The sequence below is a fragment of the Marinobacter sp. EN3 genome (genome assembly GCF_000475315.1).
Taxonomy (GTDB): Bacteria; Pseudomonadota; Gammaproteobacteria; order Pseudomonadales; family Oleiphilaceae; genus Marinobacter; species Marinobacter nauticus.
The window spans coordinates 1-15,725 of sequence record NZ_AXCC01000021.1 but is presented as its reverse complement, the minus strand read 5'-3'; the positions used below and the strand labels follow the sequence as shown (position 1 = coordinate 15,725).

At 56.8% G+C, this 15,725-nt stretch carries 16 protein-coding genes, 2 tRNA genes and 1 riboswitch; of the genes, 9 read left to right on the top strand and 9 right to left on the bottom strand.

Annotated features, from left to right (window positions below; translation table 11 throughout):
* The first annotated feature begins 184 nt into the window (after positions 1-184).
* Positions 185-589: a DUF1330 domain-containing protein gene (locus tag Q675_RS26475; protein ID WP_011784694.1), complete on the top strand. Its 405-nt coding sequence runs from the start codon at positions 185-187 to the stop codon at positions 587-589.
* Positions 590-601: 12 nt separating this feature from the next.
* On the opposite strand, the gene Q675_RS26470 is transcribed toward Q675_RS26475, so the two are convergent.
* The gene (locus Q675_RS26470) at positions 602-934 is read right to left on the bottom strand and encodes a branched-chain amino acid transporter permease (RefSeq protein ID WP_022992763.1); all 333 of its coding nucleotides are present in this window, start codon (positions 932-934) and stop codon (positions 602-604) included.
* Positions 927-1,631: an AzlC family ABC transporter permease gene (locus Q675_RS26465; protein ID WP_022992762.1), complete on the bottom strand. Its 705-nt coding sequence runs from the start codon at positions 1,629-1,631 to the stop codon at positions 927-929. Before Q675_RS26465 ends, Q675_RS26470 begins: the two co-directional genes overlap by 8 nt.
* Before the next feature lie 156 nt (positions 1,632-1,787).
* Between Q675_RS26465 and Q675_RS26460 the strand changes: the two genes are divergently transcribed.
* From Q675_RS26460 to pgsA, 5 genes are all read left to right on the top strand, one after another.
* Positions 1,788-3,407 (top strand): methyl-accepting chemotaxis protein, encoded by a 1,620-nt coding sequence (locus tag Q675_RS26460; protein ID WP_022992761.1) that lies wholly within the window; start codon positions 1,788-1,790, stop codon positions 3,405-3,407.
* A gap of 74 nt (positions 3,408-3,481) precedes the next feature.
* A complete protein-coding gene (locus tag Q675_RS26455) occupies positions 3,482-3,745 on the top strand; it encodes a hypothetical protein (RefSeq protein WP_014421676.1) in 264 nt (87 codons plus the stop codon).
* A gap of 103 nt (positions 3,746-3,848) precedes the next feature.
* On the top strand, positions 3,849-4,508 hold the full coding sequence (gene uvrY, locus Q675_RS26450; RefSeq protein ID WP_011784699.1) for a UvrY/SirA/GacA family response regulator transcription factor: 660 nt from the start codon (positions 3,849-3,851) through the stop codon (positions 4,506-4,508).
* Positions 4,492-6,351, top strand: coding sequence for an excinuclease ABC subunit UvrC (gene uvrC, locus Q675_RS26445; RefSeq protein ID WP_031211268.1), 1,860 nt, complete (start codon positions 4,492-4,494; stop codon positions 6,349-6,351). The genes uvrY and uvrC overlap by 17 nt, the downstream gene beginning before the upstream one ends.
* 7 nt (positions 6,352-6,358) lie before the next feature.
* Positions 6,359-6,913, top strand: a complete 555-nt coding sequence (pgsA, locus tag Q675_RS26440; protein WP_011784701.1) for a CDP-diacylglycerol--glycerol-3-phosphate 3-phosphatidyltransferase — start codon at positions 6,359-6,361, stop codon at positions 6,911-6,913.
* Here pgsA and Q675_RS26435 read toward each other — a convergent pair.
* Genes Q675_RS26435 through thiB form a run of 7 tightly spaced genes read right to left on the bottom strand, consistent with a single transcriptional unit; the run spans position 6,910 to position 13,719 of the window.
* Entirely contained in the window at positions 6,910-7,518 is a 609-nt protein-coding gene (locus tag Q675_RS26435; protein WP_022992758.1) for an ABC-type transport auxiliary lipoprotein family protein, read from the bottom strand. The genes pgsA and Q675_RS26435 overlap by 4 nt on opposite strands.
* Positions 7,515-8,453 (bottom strand): MlaD family protein, encoded by a 939-nt coding sequence (locus Q675_RS26430; RefSeq protein ID WP_022992757.1) that lies wholly within the window; start codon positions 8,451-8,453, stop codon positions 7,515-7,517. The genes Q675_RS26435 and Q675_RS26430 overlap by 4 nt, the downstream gene beginning before the upstream one ends.
* Complete coding sequence (locus Q675_RS26425) at positions 8,453-9,247, bottom strand: ABC transporter ATP-binding protein (RefSeq protein ID WP_011784704.1); 795 nt, start codon at positions 9,245-9,247, stop codon at positions 8,453-8,455. The genes Q675_RS26430 and Q675_RS26425 overlap by 1 nt, the downstream gene beginning before the upstream one ends.
* 3 nt (positions 9,248-9,250) lie before the next feature.
* Complete coding sequence (locus Q675_RS26420; protein WP_023011038.1) at positions 9,251-10,399, bottom strand: ABC transporter permease; 1,149 nt, start codon at positions 10,397-10,399, stop codon at positions 9,251-9,253.
* Positions 10,400-10,435: 36 nt separating this feature from the next.
* Positions 10,436-11,050: an ATP-binding cassette domain-containing protein gene (locus Q675_RS26415; RefSeq protein ID WP_023011037.1), complete on the bottom strand. Its 615-nt coding sequence runs from the start codon at positions 11,048-11,050 to the stop codon at positions 10,436-10,438.
* A complete protein-coding gene (thiP, locus tag Q675_RS26410; RefSeq protein ID WP_031211267.1) occupies positions 11,043-12,710 on the bottom strand; it encodes a thiamine/thiamine pyrophosphate ABC transporter permease in 1,668 nt (555 codons plus the stop codon). The genes Q675_RS26415 and thiP overlap by 8 nt, the downstream gene beginning before the upstream one ends.
* 4 nt (positions 12,711-12,714) lie before the next feature.
* Positions 12,715-13,719 carry a thiamine ABC transporter substrate binding subunit gene (thiB, locus tag Q675_RS26405; protein ID WP_023011035.1) on the bottom strand — a complete coding sequence of 335 codons (1,005 nt, stop codon included), beginning with the start codon at positions 13,717-13,719 and terminating at the stop codon, positions 12,715-12,717.
* A 48-nt stretch (positions 13,720-13,767) separates the two neighbouring features.
* A riboswitch (TPP riboswitch) is annotated at positions 13,768-13,858 on the bottom strand.
* A 164-nt stretch (positions 13,859-14,022) separates the two neighbouring features.
* Between thiB and Q675_RS26400 the strand changes: the two genes are divergently transcribed.
* The 3 genes from Q675_RS26400 to Q675_RS26390 all read left to right on the top strand — a co-directional run bounded on the left by Q675_RS26400 (position 14,023) and on the right by Q675_RS26390 (position 15,101).
* Positions 14,023-14,766 (top strand): murein L,D-transpeptidase catalytic domain family protein, encoded by a 744-nt coding sequence (locus tag Q675_RS26400; RefSeq protein ID WP_022992751.1) that lies wholly within the window; start codon positions 14,023-14,025, stop codon positions 14,764-14,766.
* Positions 14,767-14,894: 128 nt separating this feature from the next.
* Positions 14,895-14,970 (top strand) — tRNA-Gly (locus Q675_RS26395).
* Between the two features lie 57 nt (positions 14,971-15,027).
* Positions 15,028-15,101 (top strand) — tRNA-Cys (locus Q675_RS26390).
* Positions 15,102-15,725: the final 624 nt, after the last annotated feature.

Below are 15,725 nucleotides of genomic sequence, written 5' to 3'. Positions count from 1 at the left end.
CACTGATGGTTATGTGCTTATAGCCGTAGTGTGGCCTCAATTCTTGCTTGACGAAGGTCAATAATGCAAGGGAACCCCTCCGAAAGGCGAAGATGGAGATGCACATTTCGGGATTTTCGTTTACTGTCCTATTCAAAGAATGGCATCAAAGAGCCATCCTGCAAACGAATGAACAGGGACAACTATGGCGACCGTCAATCCATCTCAGGAAGAGTTACAGAAGATTCTTGATGAAATCCCCAAAGATCAGCCTGTTGTGATGCTGAATCTGCTTCGGTTCAGGGACAAGGCTGCATACAAGGATGACAGCGAAGACTGTTCCGGAAGGGATGCTTACAAGCGTTATATGACAGAGGCTGCCCGCAGTGTCTCGGAAGTTGGTGCCGAGGTGATCTGGTCTGGCCGTTCCGTCGGTTCGCTGATTGCGCCGCCGGATGAATCCTGGGATCAGGTGCTGCTGGTCCGCTACCCCTCCATTAACGCGTTTCTGGCGATGATTGAAAGCCCGGAATACAAGGGCGTGGTGAAGCACCGCACGGCCGCGCTGGAAGATTCCCGGCTGGTGGCCAATGTTGAGGGCACCCCCTGATTTTCGGGTGCCTTACAGAATGCCTGATTGCTGAATGGCCATGTAGGCTGCAGTGCCGGCCGCGATAGAAAGCAGCGCGTTTCTGCGCCACAGGTGAACGGCAACCACCAGTAATCCGGGTATCAGCGCATCTGCGCCAGGTGCCTGTGCCTGCCAGTCCGCAGACCTCTGCAAAAATACTGTGGCCAGTAATGCCATCACGGCTGCGGGCAGGAAGCGCCCGATGTGTTTCACCAGAGGATGGTCCGTGTGTTTTTCAAAGAACAGGAACGGCACCACCCGGGTCGCAAACGTGGCCAGTGCGGAGATGGCAATAAACGCCGCCAGGTAGCTGCTTTCACCCACGATCTGCTTCTCCTGCCATAGTGTCGGTGCGGTATTTCCGGTAGTGCAGAAGAAGCACTGCAGTAACCAGTACAATGCCTGCTATCAGTTGATGGGTTGCCGGCACCAGCATCATGGCAAACGCAGCTGCCGCCGCCCCCGCCCACACCGGAAACGAATCCCCCAATGCTTTCAATTGTTCGATGGTGAGCACAATAAACAGCGCCACGAGTGCAAACTCAATGCCGGTACTGTTGAAGGCGACAGTCTTGCCGAGTACCGCACCCAAGGTGCATCCGACAATCCAGTAGCCCTGGTTCATGGCCGTGATCCGGAAGTCCACATGCTGTTCCTGTTCGCGATTGGCCGAACGGGGGCGGCTGGTGAGCAGGGAATAGGTTTCATCGGTCAAACCGAAAATCAGATACGCCTTACGCCAGCCGGCGCCACGGAATTGTCCCAGCAGCGACAACCCATAGAAGAGATGTCGAGCGTTCAGTACGAACATGGCAACGGCCACCTCAACCAGTCCGGCGTTGGCAGCCAGCAGGCTGACCGCCAGAATCTGGCCGGCACCGGCGTAGATAACCAGGCCCATCAGGGGGGCAATCCACCAGGGATAATCCAGTTGCGTGGTAAACAGCACACCGAAGGCCATACCAAGGGGGATGTAGCCAAATAAAATCGGCAGAGTGAGTTTGAAAGCGTGGTGATTCATTAGCATCCGAACGGAAATAAAAGAGCGATGATAGTGATTTAGCAGTTATTTTTGAAGATCGCCAAACGTAGTATCGAAAAAATGACGCAAGCAAATACATAAAAGTGTCATAAAACGGGCATACCCTCCGACCGGGTACACCTGATCGGAGTTTTTATGCTGACCACTGTTCGCGCCAGAATCCTGGCGTTTGCGTTGCTGTCGGTGGCTGCTGTTGCCGGCCTCACGTTCATTGCCTGGATGATCATAGCGAAAGCCGAGCATACCTCGCAGGCACTGGTTGGAGAGAGTCTCGAGCAATCCTGGATGCTGGTTGATCTGGAGCAGGACCATCGACTGCTGCAGGATCTGGCTTACAAGATCAAGGCACAGCTTTTACTGTGGGACGAAATCGATCCTTTGTTCACCGAGTTGGAGCGCTCAATTCCCCGGCACTGGCAGAGGATTCAGGAGAATCCCGGGTTAGGCACCTGGTCACGGGACAATCGCGAGCAATATGACCGGGTCGTGGCGCTGATGGCGGACATGAAACAGGGAATAGGCCAGCGCAGCTACTATGAAGTGGGAAAAATCGTCGATTTTCAACTGTTCCAAGCGTTGGAGCCCATGCTGACGGCGATAACTGAGCGCCAGAGAGCCAGTCGCGATGGCGTTACTGCGAGCGCATCGGAACTGTTGCATTATCTGGCAGACCAGCAGAGGTTCCTGCTTGGTGGCGCCCTGGTCTTTCTTGCGTTGGTCGCGGCGATGACGCTCTGGCTACGGACTTCGGTGATCCTTCGCTTGCAGGCCATGGCCCGGGATGTGTCGGCCATGGAGCAGAACGCTGATCTAACCAAGATCCTCGCGGTAAAAGGTCGTGACGAGGTTGCCGGCGTGGCCGGAGCTATTGAACAACTGGTCCGGCGCTTTGAGGTGTTTGTTGAGGATGTTCGGTCAGCGGCTTCAGGCCTTGATGCACGCTCTGCCAGCCTGGATAGCGGAGCGGAAGCACTGCAGCAAACCTCCGAAAGCACTCGTCGCCAGATTTCCGATGTGGCTCAGTCTATGGCTTCCATCGCGGATCAGGCGTCACAGATCGAACAGGCCACCGAGCACTCTGCAGCAACGGTGATGCATGCAGTCAATGCCAACAGCGAAGTCCGTGAGGGGCTGGCTAACAGTGAGAAAGGCGCTGACCACACGGTTGAGGTGATTGGACGGGTTTCTGAGTCGATCACCGCGTTGATAGACGCAACCGGAAAAATCGAGCAAGTCACCGGCGTGATCGCCGATATTGCCGAGCAGACCAACCTTCTGGCCCTGAATGCGGCGATTGAAGCAGCCAGGGCGGGCGAACACGGCCGGGGATTTGCCGTGGTGGCAGACGAGGTACGCACGCTTTCGCGTCGGACCTCGGAATCCACCGCCAATATTCGCCAGTGGGTGCAGGACCTTGTCGTGGGTGCAAACAACGCAGACTCACTGTTGGAAGATATGGCGGGCGCTGGCGAAATGAATCGCGCTAATCTGCATGCCCTGAGAGCGCACCTGGAAGGTCTGGCGGCTCAGTTTCATGAGCTGCAGCGTCAGAGTGAGAGTGTGCAGGGTGCGGTTGCCTTGCAGCGGGGTGAAATCGCGAGAGTGGGGCGTCGTGCGGAGGCTCTCGGTGAGAGTGCTGAGACCCTGACTCTGAATGTGGAGGATACCCGCCTTGTCAGTGAAGCGCTTAGGCAGGAATCGGTGGGCATGAAGCAGCTCATTGCCCGTTTCCGCACCCGCTCTCCAGAAACGTGATGATGTGTCTTCATCTGCGGGGGTTCTTGTCTGGCTCATAAAACCGTAACATACAGCGACTGACTGGAGGTTCTATGAGTAACGATGCAGTGCAGCCTTCCGATCCGGACCCGCGAGAAGAAAAATTTGTAGTAGACACGGGTTTGCTTACGGCTGATCAGCTCGAGGGCCTGGCCGAGGAATACTGCACCCGTTATCACGGGTTGAATGACACCGAAAGTCCTCTGGCAGAGCGGGAGCGCGTACTTGAAGCTGTGCGTAGGGGAGAACTGGTGGTCTGGTTCGATCCGGTTGAGAACACCGCCGGCCTGGGCTCCCCTTCCGGCAATAGTCTGTGATCAAGGTGCCCATTTTGGCAGCTTTTTTTCATGCCGCCTACCGGCTGACGCTGCTAACCGTTACAATCGGCCTGTTTCCTCATACCTGACGGCGAGGTGAGTTTTGATCAGGGTATTGGTTGTTGATGACCACGAGCTCGTACGCTCGGGTATCACTCGCATGCTGGCTGACAATCCCGATATAGACGTCATTGGCCAGGCTTCGTCTGGCGAAGAGGCGATTGACTGTGTGCGTGAAAACCGTCCGGATATTGTCCTGATGGATATTCGCATGCCCGGTATTGGCGGCCTGGAGGCGACCCGGCGCATTCTTCGTATTGATGATTCCATTCGCGTTATCGTGGTTACCGCCTGTGCTGACGACCCCTATCCGGCCCGTGTGATGCAGAGCGGCGCCACCGCGTATGTCACCAAAGGCGCTGACATTCAGGAAATGGTGCGGGCCATTCGTAAAGCCCATTCCGGCCAGCGCTACATCAGCCCCGAAATTGCCCAGAAAATGGCACTGAAACAGCTCGGGGGTGAGCGGGATGAAGACGGCGAGCTGTCGTTGTTCGAGCGCCTGTCTGAGCGCGAAATGCAGATTGCCATGATGGTGGTGGATTGCCAGAAGGTTCAGGATATCTCCGACAAGCTGTGCCTGAGCCCGAAAACCGTAAACAGTTACCGTTACCGGATTTTCGAAAAGCTGGAGATTTCCAGTGATGTGGAACTGGCGCTGATGGCAGTAAGGCTTGGATTGCTGGATGCCGACAAGGTCTGACCCCGAGCAATCTCCCGGGAAGTTCGACAGCCAGAATTTCCTGAAACAACTGACAGAACGCCCCGGTGTCTATCGCATGTATGACGATACCGGTGGCATCCTCTACGTGGGTAAAGCCCGCAACCTTCGCAAGCGCGTCAGCAGTTATTTCCGTAAATCAGGCCTGGCCCCTAAAACCGAAGCCCTGGCGGGCAAGATTGCGGCCATTGAAGTCACTATTACCGGCAGTGAAACAGAAGCGTTGCTGCTGGAACAGAATCTGATCAAATCGCTGCGGCCGCCCTACAATATTCTGTTGAGGGACGATAAGTCCTATCCCTATATCTATCTCTCCTCGCATTCGGATTATCCCTCGCTGACCTTTCGGCGGGGCCGCACCAAAAATGGTGGTGGCACCTGGTTCGGGCCCTTTCCAAGCTCGGGAGCGGTCAAGGAAAGTCTTAATATTCTACAAAAGGTTTTCCGCATAAGATCTTGTAGTGAAAGTTATTTTAGAAACAGAACCCGGCCATGCCTGCAGTACCAGATCAACCGCTGCACGGCGCCGTGCGTCGGCTATATCAGCCCTGAGGAATACCAGGAGGATATCCGGCACGCCAGCATGTTTCTGGAGGGCAAGAACCCGGCGATTATTCAGGACCTGATGCAGTCCATGGAGGATGCATCACGGGCGCTGGAGTTTGAGAAAGCCGCGGCGTACAGAGATCAGATCAACAACCTTCGCCATGTTCAGGAGCAGCAATCCGTAGACGGTGAGGGAGGGGATGCAGATGTCATCGCCATTGCTCAGGATGCCGGTGTGGTCTGCATCGTTGTGATCATCGTTCGTGGCGGGCGGGTTCTGGGCACCAAGGATTATTTTCCTCGCTATTCCCTGGAACAGACCGAAGGCGAATTGCTGGCCTCGTTTCTGGGCCAGTACTATTTCGGTGGCGACACCCGGCGGGAGATTCCGCGCGACATCCTGGTGCCGGTGGCGGTAGACGGGCAGGAATTATTGTCGCAGGCCCTGTCGGAAGCGGCGCGCAGGGAAACCCGCATCCGCGGCAATGTGCGGGGCGAGCGTCGGCGCTGGCTGGAGCTGGCGATGACCAACGCCCGGCAAACCCTGCTGACACATCTCGCCAGTAAAGAAACCGTGTATCGCCGATTGCTGGCCCTGCGGGACCTGCTGGAGCTGACGGAAACGCCTTCCCGTATGGAATGCTTCGATATCAGCCACAATCATGGGGAAAATACCGTCGCATCCTGTGTGGTTTTCGACGAGAATGGGCCACTGAAAAGCGATTACCGGTTGTATAACATCCAGGACATAACCGCCGGCGATGACTATGCCGCCATGCGACAGGTGCTCACCCGGCGTTATCGGCGGATGGTGAACGGCGAGGGCAAGCGGCCAGATCTGGTGTTTATCGACGGTGGTAAGGGCCAGTTGAATATTGCTCGTGAAGTGTTTGAAGAGCTAGGAATTTCCGATATCCCTCTGATTGGTGTCGCCAAGGGTGTGACCCGGCGCGCAGGGATGGAGCAGCTGATTGACGCCTTAACTGGGGCCGTATTCCGAGTACCGGCGGATTCTCCGGCGCTGCACCTGATACAGCATATTCGGGATGAATCCCATCGCTTTGCCATATCCGGACATCGGGCCGGGCGAGATAAAAAGCGGCGCCAGTCGACCCTGGAAGGTATCGAAGGGGTTGGGCCAAAGCGCCGGCGCGAACTGATTCGCTATTTTGGTGGCATCCAGGAACTCAGAAAAGCCAGTGTTGATGAAATGGCGAAAGTGCAGGGCATCAGCAAATCATTGGCAGAGACCATTTACGCAGCATTGCATGACCAATAGGAACACCATGAATTTACCGAACATACTGACCATGTCCCGTATCGTGATGATTCCGGTATTCGTTGTGATCTTTTACCTGCCCATGCAATGGAGTTACCTGGTTAGCGCCATCATATTTGCTCTGGCAGGTCTGACGGACTGGCTGGACGGGTACCTGGCCCGCAAATTGAACCAGAGCACGCCGTTCGGCGCTTTCCTGGATCCGGTGGCTGACAAACTCATGGTGGCAGTGGCGCTGGCTGTCTTGATTGAAGAGTATTCGGCGGTACTACTGACTATTCCCGCCACCGTGATTATCGGTCGCGAGATTGTGATCTCGGCGTTGCGTGAATGGATGGCCGAAATGGGCAGCCGCGCCAGTGTTGCCGTGTCCTATATCGGTAAGATCAAGACCACCGCTCAGATGGCGGCCATTGTCGGATTGCTGGCGTTTCCGCCGGGTAATTTCTGGGCTTATGTGGCCATCGGTCTGCTATACATCGCAGCAGTGCTGACCCTGTGGTCCATGATTCTTTACCTTCGTGCCGCCTGGGCTGACTTGTTTCCGAAAGAGGCAGGTTAATTGGCCGGAGGTTCCTGGGCCATACACTGGTGTGCCCAGGTGACTGTGGTCACGGATGAATGTGCACTGGCATTACTGAAGGCCTCCATCAACTCCCCCAGCGCGGTGCTTTGTGCGTTCGCCCTGGCTTCATAACTCCTCACACACAAGCTCCGTCTGGTGCGATTATCCATGAGTTGCTGATGCTGCCTGATCACCACCCGTGTGCCAGTTTCACTATTCTCAGCATGAAATCCGGTCAGCTCGGAGACCAGGGTTAACTGCGACGTTGCCGGGCTGGTGTCGGTCATCACATTCGCGAACGCGCCGCTTGCCCGGAAGGTTTCCAGCAGGTGATCGCGAACGACCACGGGAATACTCTCTCGCCATCGGGCGCCTGCCAGGGCCCGGTATTCGTAAGCCGACGGTTTAATCAGAATACGAGCGCTGTCCAGCGGGTCAGAAGCCAGTGGCGTATCTACCCGAAGGCTGACCGACAGCGCCTGGTCAAATGCTGGCAAGTCGCTCGCTGGTGCCAGCTCCATCAGGCGAGGGGATTCGGGCACCGGGAAGACCGTGCAGCCAGCCAGAACCAGGCCCAAGGCGAGAGCGGATAGCACTTTCATTGTTCGTACTCCTTGATGCCGGTGCCGCCCCACAAGGTTCCGGTGGGGTCCTGCTCCAGCCTGCGGGTAAACGAGTTCAGGTTGCGCAAGGTGCTACGCAGCTCCCGCAATGCAGGGGTTATTTCTCCCAGACCCTGAAGCCCAGCGTCCAGCGCCAGTTCATTGTCGCCGGTGAGGGTGTCCAGTCGATCCAGGGTAGGTTGAAGGGTGGTCAGCGCCCTGGACATGGCCAGGAGAACCGGTTCCACCCGCTCATCCAGTACCTCTCGGGACCTGTCTGCCGCGGCAGACACCTTGATGGCAGCTTCTTCGGCACGGATGCCGGCTTCATCGAACCGGGTCATCAGCGCCTCAAGCTCGCCGCGGCTGGCCAGCAGCGATTCACTGGCCTGGCGGGTGTTCTCAAGAATTTCGGCAATGTTGCTCAGGTTGTCTTCGGACATCAGCCGGTTGGCATTCTCCAGCAACTGCTCTGCTTTGCCGAGCATGGCCTCGCCGTTGGTCAGCAGGTTACTGAAGGCCGAAGGCTCGGCGGTTATCAGCGGTGGATTGTCTTTGTGGCCTTCAAGAATGGGGCTGTCTGGTGTGCCTCCGGTAAACTGTATGCTCATGCTGCCGGTTATGTTGGCCAGTACCAGGCCCGCGCGGGTATTCTCCCGTACCGGAATATCCTGATTCACCCTCACCAGTACCCGCACATGGGCGGGGTTGTCCGGCGCCAGGGTAAGATCCAGCACGTCGCCCACCGGGACGCCGGTATAGAGGACCGGGTTACCCTTGGCCAGCCCGCCAACCGGGTGATCAAACCCGATCCGGTAATAGGCCCAGTTAGTGTCGGTAGATGATTTGCCCAGCCACAGAGCAAACAGCAAGGCAGCGCTGACTGCCGCAAGCGTGAAGAATCCGATGATAACGTGATGGGCCTTGGGCTCCATTAACCGGGCTCCTGTTTGGTTAGCCTGTTGTGGGCTGTAATCGCCGCGCGGCCACGGGGACCATGGAAGTAGTCCTGAATCCAGCGATCGTCGGTTTGTGCCACCTTTTCCAGAGTATCGGCAACCAGCACCCTGCGTTGAGACAGAACCGCAACACGGTCACAGGTGGTGTACAGGGTATCCAGATCGTGGGTAACAAGAAACACCGTAAGGCCCAGTGCGTTGCGAAGGGTGACAATCAGCTCATCAAAGGCGGCAGCGCCGATCGGGTCCAGACCGGCGGTTGGTTCATCCAGAAACAGGATTTCCGGGTCCAGCGCCAGCGCCCGGGCCAGGGCCGCCCGCTTGACCATACCGCCGGAGAGTTCGGCCGGGTATTTCGTGGCGGCTTCTGGTGGCAGGCCGGTCAAGGCCAGTTTCATTCGGGCCAGTTCCTCCGCTTCGGCCCGCGACAGCCGGGCGTGTTCAATCAGCGGCAGCGCGATGTTCTGCTCAAGGTTCAGTGAGGTGAACAAGGCACCGCCCTGAAACAGAACCCCGAAACGTTGCTCATAGCGAGAACGTTCGGTGGCGGATAATTCCGTCAAATCTTCACCAAAAACGGTGATGTGCCCGCCGGATGGTGGATTCAGGCCAACAATACTGCGCAGTAGAACGGACTTGCCGGTGCCGGAGCCGCCGACCACACCAAGAATCTCCCGGGGATACAGATCCAGATCGAGTTTCTCATGAACGATGTGGCTGCCGAACCGGTTGTCGAGTGCGCGTACCTGTATGACCGGATGATCCGCCATGCCTTACCAACCCATTTCCATGAAAAACAGCGCTGCCACGGAATCCAGCAGTATCACCATAAAGATAGACTGCACCACGCTGGAGGTGGTGTGTTCCCCGACAGACTGAGCACTGCCGGCCACTTTGAAGCCTTCCAGGCAACCAATGACGGCGATCAGAAATGCGAACACCGGCGCCTTGCCAAGGCCGACCAGGAAGTGCTTCAGGGCGATATCCCGTTCGACAATGGCAATGAACTGGCTGGGTGGAATGTCCAGAGCCACTGCGCAGACCACAGCCCCACCGACCATGCCCGAGATCATGCCGATAAACGTGAGAATGGGGAGGCTGAACATCATTGCCAATACCCGGGGAACGACCAGCAGTTCCACCGGATTGAGACCCAGGGTGCGAATAGCGTCGAGTTCTTCATTGACTTTCATGGCGCCAATCTGTGCGGTGAATGCACTGGCGGTTCGGCCGGCCAGCAGGATGGCTGCCAGAAGTACGCCGAACTCCCGCAGGAACGAGAACGCCACCAGATCCACGGTGTAAATGGTTGCGCCAAAGTCCTCAAGAACTGTCGCGCCAAGAAACGCAACCACGGCGCCAACCAGAAAGGTAAGCAGGGCAACAATGGGCAGGGCATTCAGACCGGTGTCGTGTAGTGCCGCCACAAAGGGTGTTATACGCCAGCGAGTAGGCCGGGGCAGGATGTAGAACAGGGTGCCCAGCGTCTGGCCAATAAACCCCGCCAGCAACCAGACAAGTTGCCACAGCGTGGTCACCTTCTTTCCGATCTCCGCCAGGAACGCCACGGCAGGGTTAACGGTTGCGACATCCGCCGATGGCTGATTCATGGCTTCTGCGACGGCGTGGATCAGGGCACGCTGTTCATCCGGTAAATCGGCCTGGCCCAGAGCGCTGATCAGAGCCTCGCTGCCGAGCAGTTTCACCATCAACGAAGCGCCGGCGGTGTCCAGGCGGCCCAGGCCGGAAAAATCCGGGTTGCAGGCGGCTGCGCGAGGTTTCAGGGCAGTTGTTTGCCGATTCAGGGCGGAATAGTGGGACAGAGTCCAGTCGCCGGAAAACTTCAGCGTATGGCCACCGAATTCGGCGTTACCGGGAGTGTGGGCGCCAAGTGGCTGAGATAGGCCTGGTTCATTTGCCACGGAGTCACGGAGTCCCTGTTTGAGTTCTCTGAAAGCTTAAAGATTCCAGTGGCTGTCTGCCAGTATTCTGCGTTCTTCTTCATCGTGACTGGCCAGTAGCATGGTGATGCCCCGGGCTTTCTCTTCCAGCAGCATGGCGTACAGAATCTTCCGGGTCTCGGTGTCCAGGCCAGTCATCGGCTCATCCAGCAACAGCAATGGTTGGCGCCGCAGGATGGCTCGCAGCAAGGCAACGCGCTGGCGTTGGCCACCGGAAAGCTCGCCAGGCATTCTGGGACCGAAACCTGCTAACCCGGTGCGTTCCAGTCCGGCTTCAATGGCGTGGCGTTGAGATTCATCCAGCTTGAGACCGGGGTGAATGCCAAGGCCAATATTGGTAAAGACATCCAGGTGCTCGAACAGGTTGTGTTCCTGGAACACGCTCGTTACCGGGCGCTGCCAGGGTTTTAGCAAGTGGATCGGCTTGTCCTGCCAGAGAATCCGGCCGCTGGCTGGCGGGAGAAAACCTGCAACCAGACTGAGCAGGGTTGATTTGCCGGAACCGCTCGGGCCCTGGATGGCCAGACATTCACCAGCAGGCACGGAAAAATCGAATCGCCAGAGATGGCCGTCAGGGCCATACTCGAAGGCCAGATCTTTGATCTCAAGCATGTTCAGGCTCCGGCAGTGGTTGGCTCGCAGCGGAAGTTGTTCTGGACTTAATGCCGGGAACACCGGAGAGCGATACAAAAATCAGTATCAGTAGCCCCAACAGCCAGAGTCCGGTACCTGCGGCCTCCCCTAAGCGGTAACTACCCAGTTGCTGATATAGCAAAACGGGGAGAGTGGGTTTGCCGGGACTGCCGAACAGGGCGATAACACCGAAGTCACCCAGAGATAATGCCACACCATACGCCAGGGCCAGAGCAACTGGACGGCGCAGATACGGCCAATACAGCCATCGCCATCGATACCAGCCCAGGATGCCCAGTTGGTCTGCCTGTTTGAGTGATCCGGAGTCCAGGCTTGCGAGAGGTCCGCGCAGTATCTGTAGCACAAACGGCACGGCCATCAGCCCGTTGATCAGTGCCACCAGGAACCAGCCCTGCATGGTATTCCCCAATTGCGGCCTTAACAGAATAAAAAGTCCGGTCCCCAGTACCAGAGGCGGAACGATTAAGGGGAGATAGCCGGTGACGGCTGGCACTATGGCCAGCCAGCGCCGACCAGCCCGGTTGGCGGCTGCCAGAGTTAGCAAGGCAACGAGCACCGAGCCCAGCCCGGCTGGAAGGGCGATGAACAGGCTGCGGGCGGTGGCCGGCAAGAGCTGCCGGTAAATAGAAGAAGCATCCGCCGTTGGCCATAACGCCGGTAAACCGCGCAGGATAATGGCCAGTAGTGGCGCGACCAGAAAGGCCGTGAAAATCGCCAGGAGCAGACCCGCTGAAAACCCTTGCCAAGGCCGTGCAAACAGAGGGACGGGGCGTGATAACCGACGGTTTGGCAGTACCGCGGTATCTAACCGTTTCCGGAAAACCAGCCACCATAGGCTGCCACAAATAACTAATTGAAGAATAGCGAACAGTGCGGCACGGGCGAAATCAAACTCGAAGCGAAGAGCCTGGTAGATGGCGACTTCCAGGGTGGTTGTTCCTGGCCCTCCGCCCAGAGTCATGATGATGGCAAAACTGGTGAAGCACAGCGTGAACACCAGTGCCGCCACGCCGGGCAGTACCGGTTTGATGGCGGGCCAGTGTACCGCACGCCACAGCCACCAGCCGCCGAGCCCAAGCTGAGAGGCGGTTCTCATTCGTGGCGCGGGTATGGAATCCAGAGCCTGCAACAGGATTCGGGCCGCCAGTGGCGCATTGAAGAACACGTGGGCGAGCAGAATGCCGTTCAGCCCATAAAGATTCCAACCATTTCCAGGAAGCCAAGTATTGAGCAGACCGGTTAACCAGCCCTGCCGACCAAACACCGCTATGATGCCTGAGACTGCCACGATAGTGGGTAAAACCAGACTCAACTCCATCAGCCGCAGAATCAATGTGCGACCAGGGAAGCCTTTGTAGCGGGCGAGGGCGGTCGCTACCGGGAGCGCCAGCGCCAGGCTTAACAGGACAGATAAAAAGGCCTGCCAAAGGGTAAATCGGACCACGCTCTGGAAATAGGCGCTTGCTAGCGTGCGCCCCAGATCCAGCTCACCGGCCTCCTGTAGTATGCTCCCCAAGCCAAGTGCCACGAGCAGCAATAGCCCGGTGCCGAGTAACAGGCCAGGCCAGATTTGCCAGCCAGGATGGCTGAAGGGGGCGGCTCTCGCGTGTGTTGGCATCACATTAGTCGGTCAGTGCATCAAGCCAGTCGTTCACCAACTGTCGGCGAATGGTGGCAACTGTCGCGGGGTCTATATACAGGGCTTCGGGTGGTGTAATCAGCTTGTCGAAAACGTCTGGCAATTCATCGCCAAGATCGACCGCCGGATACATCACATTCTTCAGTGGAATATGACGCTGGAAGTCCGCAGTCAGCATGAAGTCCAGAAACTCTCTGGCAAGTGTCTTGTTATCGGAGCTTTCCACCTGGGCGGCGACTTCCACCTGCAGGTAATGTCCTTCATTGAAACGGGCCGCCTGATAACGGGCAGTTTTGTCGATAGCCATGTGATACGCAGGAGAGGTGCTGTAAGAGAGGATCATAGGCGCTTCGCCATTCATGAATAGCGAGAAATAACCGTCACTCCAGCTTTGGGTGGTTGCGAGAATCTTGTCGCTGAGCTGCTGCCACTTTGCTGGCGCTTCATCACCATAGACGGCATGCATCCAGAGCAACAGGCCGAGTCCCGGTGTGCTGGTGCGCGGATCCTGAATAATGATCTTGAGATCGTCTGGCGCGTTGACCAGTTCTTCAAGGCTTGAGGGCGGCTCCGACAACTGCTCGGTATCGTAGACAAAGGCAAAATAGCCCCAGTCGTAGGGCACGAAAGTGTCGTCGTCCCAGTTAACAGGCAATGCCAGGCGTTCCAGTGATTGGCCGTGGCGGCCCAGAAGGCCGGTTTGCCGAGCGGTCTCCATGGTGCCGGTATCCAGCCCCAGAACCACATCTGCCGGAGTGGAGCTTCCTTCCAGCCGGAGCCTTTGCAGAATGTCTCCGCCGCTGTCCAATACGGTGTAGTTCAGGGAGCACCCGCATTGGGCTTCAAACGCCTCTTTAACCGCGGGCCCCGGGCCCCATTCGGCGGCAAAGGAGGGATGGGTATACACATTCAGGACGGTCGGTTCATCGGCGGCAACCATCAGCGGCAGCGACACGGCGAACAACGCGGGAATCAAGCGTGAAATCATACATTGGCACCTTGTTCAGTAGCGGGGGTGCCATGCCGCGAACACCACGAAAGGTGGTGACTCAATCCCTACGCCGGTATTAACCGGGTCAGGTTCCGCGGGTATGGTCTCAGCCCTCCAGGCACCCCGTTGAGTTGAGCCAATGCTATCACGCCGGAGCCACACCCCGGAATTCGTATGTTTGATTACTGCTTGTTTAATTTTTGTACGGCGATGACGGGTGTCTCATTTTTTATTGGTAGAATAGGGCATTTTTTGATCTGCGGATTTATGCAGCTTCTATCTGGTTGAGAGGTAAGTTTGATGCCCAAGCATCACAAACGACGAGGAATTTCTGCTCTGGTTGCAGGCGCGCTTTTTACCCTCGGGTTGTCGGCCGCAGGCCACGCCCAAACCGCGAACGATGATATGTTTGGACGTTTGGCTTCCGCGGCTCCCAAGCTCAGCCCGCAGGTTCTCGAAGCCGCACTCAAGGCAACCCGTTGCGCCATCAGCAATGGCACAGCCATGCCGGAGCGGCTGGCTGTGATCGACTTCTCTTTGCCGTCCTCGAAAGAAAGGCTGTGGCTGTTTGATCTGAACGAAGGAGAATTAATCCTTCGTGACCTCGTGGCTCACGGTAAAAACTCCGGTAATGCTGAGGCAACCGCATTTTCCAATATCGAGGGCAGTCACCAGTCCAGTATCGGCCTGTTCAAAGCCGCCGAATCCTATCGGGGGTCCCATGGCTATTCGTTACGCCTTGACGGACTGGAACCAGGGTTCAATGATCTTGCTCGTCAGCGGGCGATTGTTATCCATGGTGCAGACTACGTTCAGGACAGCTGGGTAACAAAGTACGGCAGAATCGGCCGTAGTCATGGCTGCCCGGCGGTAGACAATCAAATCATCAAAACCGTGGTAGACGAGCTCAAGGGCGGACAGCTGGTGTTTAAATACTATCCCGATCAGGAATGGCTCCAGTCCTCCAGTTACCTGAACTGCGATTCCGCCGGGCAGCTGGCTGGTGCGCGAAGTACCACAGCGGTGGCTGGGGATCGATCCTGAATCGTTGCTGGCTAAACTTTGTGCAGATTTTCAGTAAAAACAGAAAGTTGAAAAAAAGGTGTTGACGGCGAAGGCGGAATCCGTAGAATACGCAGCCGTTGACGAGGCAATGCCTCTGAAACATTAGAGCGGGAATAGCTCAGTTGGTAGAGCACAACCTTGCCAAGGTTGGGGTCGCGAGTTCGAATCTCGTTTCCCGCTCCAATTTCTCCAAGTCTCTCAATGCCTCCTGAGAGCAAAAGCCAGAATCCAGGCTTCCCCGGCGCGGTGGCAGAGTGGTTATGCAGCGGACTGCAACTCCGTGTACGCCGGTTCGATTCCGACCCGCGCCTCCATTTTTCTCCAATGTTTCCAACGGTTTGCAGCGATAAGAAATAGTTGCATTCTGCACCGAGAAAATTCCGAGAAAAATTTTCGAGGCCTGAATCCGGCCCATCCTGGGCGCCAAAACCTCGATTTCATCCCTCCAGATACTCAACTTCCTGACGAACTGCGTTACTTGCTGGCAGCCTTACCAATGTAGGTGAGCGTCGAGCGTGCGCGCTTCGGTGGCACCACCAGTCGGTAATGTTTGCGCATGGCCTCGGTTTCATGGCCGCCCTTGTCGTTCTCGCCCTGGCTGACGAACTCATCGGTAAGGCCTTTCTTGCGGAGGTTGCTAACCGGTATTTCTAACGAGGGGATAAAAGAAAGAGGCTGAAAGTGCTATAGTTTCAGGATCTTACATCGTTCACCAAGCACCAACAGCCGCTTTTAAAATGCTACCTGAAAAACTGAACTTCTCGCCACTCTCTGGTCGTCAAATTGAAGCCGATAAATGCCAGGGCTCCCCGGCCCGACTCAATGGGGAAAGGGACGTGTGTCCGGACGACAGCGGTTGATCGTTTATTAAGCAACTACGGCCGCAAATGCGCCGTAATGGCGGTAATCCGCACAGTCTGCGTATTCCAGACCAAGGT